This window comes from Martelella sp. UBA3392 (genome assembly GCF_002358775.1).
Taxonomy (GTDB): domain Bacteria; phylum Pseudomonadota; class Alphaproteobacteria; order Rhizobiales; family Rhizobiaceae; genus Martelella; species Martelella mediterranea.
Genome location: NZ_DEPM01000129.1, coordinates 754 through 2,687, shown reverse-complemented (window position 1 = coordinate 2,687; position 1,934 = coordinate 754). Strand labels below are relative to the sequence as shown.

General features: G+C 59.7%; 2 protein-coding genes. One reads left to right on the top strand and one right to left on the bottom strand.

From position 1 onward, the window contains the following. Nucleotides 1-179 precede the first annotated feature (179 nt). On the bottom strand, nucleotides 180-821 hold the full coding sequence (locus B4E36_RS09470; RefSeq protein ID WP_292056677.1) for a trimeric intracellular cation channel family protein: 642 nt from the start codon (nucleotides 819-821) through the stop codon (nucleotides 180-182). Between the two features lie 627 nt (nucleotides 822-1,448). Here B4E36_RS09470 and B4E36_RS09465 point away from each other — a divergent pair. Continuing rightward, the coding region (locus B4E36_RS09465) for an SDR family oxidoreductase (RefSeq protein ID WP_345900279.1) at nucleotides 1,449-1,934 on the top strand (486 nt) is incomplete at its 3' end.

Here is a 1,934-nt window from a genome sequence, read left to right as displayed (position 1 = left end):
AGTCTTCTCGACCGCACCATTTTCAAATTTATCATCGTTGTTTTTACGGCATGCTTTCCCGTGCCGGGCGTTTTCGCGGCGCTGCACGGCATCCGGGACGCGTTTCAGCGCTCGATTCGGCTTGTGTAGACCTCGCTGGTCTTGGCTTTGGCATGGCCGGAGCAGGGCTTATTGCCGATTCAGTCCAGGTCGTGCTTGTAGATGAATTTCGGCATGCTCCAGTTGTACCGCAAAGCCAGCATTCGGAGGCAAAGCCCTGTGGTGACGGCCAGCAGCAGAACCAGATTATGATCGAACCCCAGGCGTCCGCCGCCGGCAAAGATTGCGCTGGTGATGACCGAAACCGTCGCGTAAAGCTCGGCGCGCAACAGGAGCGGCACGTCGTTGCAGAGGATATCGCGCAGGACGCCGCCGACACAGCCGCTGATCATGCCCGCCGCTATGACGACAAGTATCGGCTGATCCAGGCCGATCGCGATATTGCTGCCGATGACGCTGAAAACAACGAGCCCGACTGCATCGAGAAACAGGAATAAACGCTGCAGCCGGTGCATGTGCCTTGCAATCATGATCGTCAGTATGGCGGCGCCGCTGGTCACCAGAAGCAGGCCCGGGGAGCCGACCCAGGACAGGGGATGATGATCGAGAAGCAGGTCCCGCACCGAACCGCCGCCCAGTCCCGTGACGCAGGCCAGCAATATGACGCCGACCCAGTCCATGCTGCGCCGCCCGGCTGCAAGCGCCGCGGTCATGGCTTCGGCAGCCAGGGCAACCAGGTAGAATATGTGCAGGATGTGTAGTGTCGTCGGATCGGTTATCATGGCATGCTCCCGGGCTGTCTGAGGCGTCACTATTCCTCTACACCATCCGCCTGAAATTCGAGAAGCCGGCAGACGCTTCCTGGCACCCGCGCTTTCGGCAAACGGACCAAGGGAGGCCGGGTATCAGCCGATCCAGTTGGCGGTCAGTTTTGGCCGGACAGCCATCCGAGCCGTCCGGACCAACCACGGCATCGCGTTTAATTCATGCCATGAGCAAGCCACACGTCTTTCATCCCGCGTGAAACCGGTCGCTGGCGTATGGACGCGCCCTGAGCCGCGATGCCCCATTTCCATATGCCGCAATCGCGTTTTCATCATGCCGGACGGCCTTTGGCGTTTCGGAACGAGTGCGACATTTCCAAGTCGTTCCGGTCGTCATTCGGTCGCCTGAAACGGAATGATTTTAATATTGTATTATTGTAGTTTTGTGGTAGAGAAGAATCCGGTTGATCGGCCCGCGGGGGAGCGCGGCGGCATCCGCAATGTCATCGTCGGGACCCTGCTGATGCCTGTGGAGAGGAGACCATGCGAAGGCTTATGTCATATTTTAATATTGTATTATTGTCGTTATATGCTACGGATTGTTGAAGCACGGCGGGAGACCGCGCGAAACGGGAGGTGATTTTCATGCTGGAAGGACTGCGCGCCATCGTCACGGGCGGCGGAAATGGGCTCGGGCGCGCGATCGCGCTCGACCTGATTGCGCGCGGCGCGACCGTCGGCGCATTGGACATCGATGGCGACGCGCTTGAGCGGATGGCGGACGAGGCTGAGGGCGGCAGGCTTGTGCCCCTGCGCTGCGACATTTCCGATCGCGCCGCCACAATGGCCGCGATCGAAGGCTTTGCCGAAAACGGCGGGCTCGATATCCTCGTCAACAATGCCGTGGCGTTCCACTATGCCGAACTGGAGGTCTTTCCGCCCGAAAAGATCGATCGGATGCTGGATGTCGGGCTCAAGGGAACGTTCTGGGCATCGCAGGCGGCCATTCCATTTCTGAAGAACAGCGAAAACGCCAGCATCGTCAACCTGTCCTCGATCGCGGTATCGATCGCGATCGGCACGGCCTCCGTCTACACCTCGATCAAGGGCGCGCTCGATGCGCTGACCCGC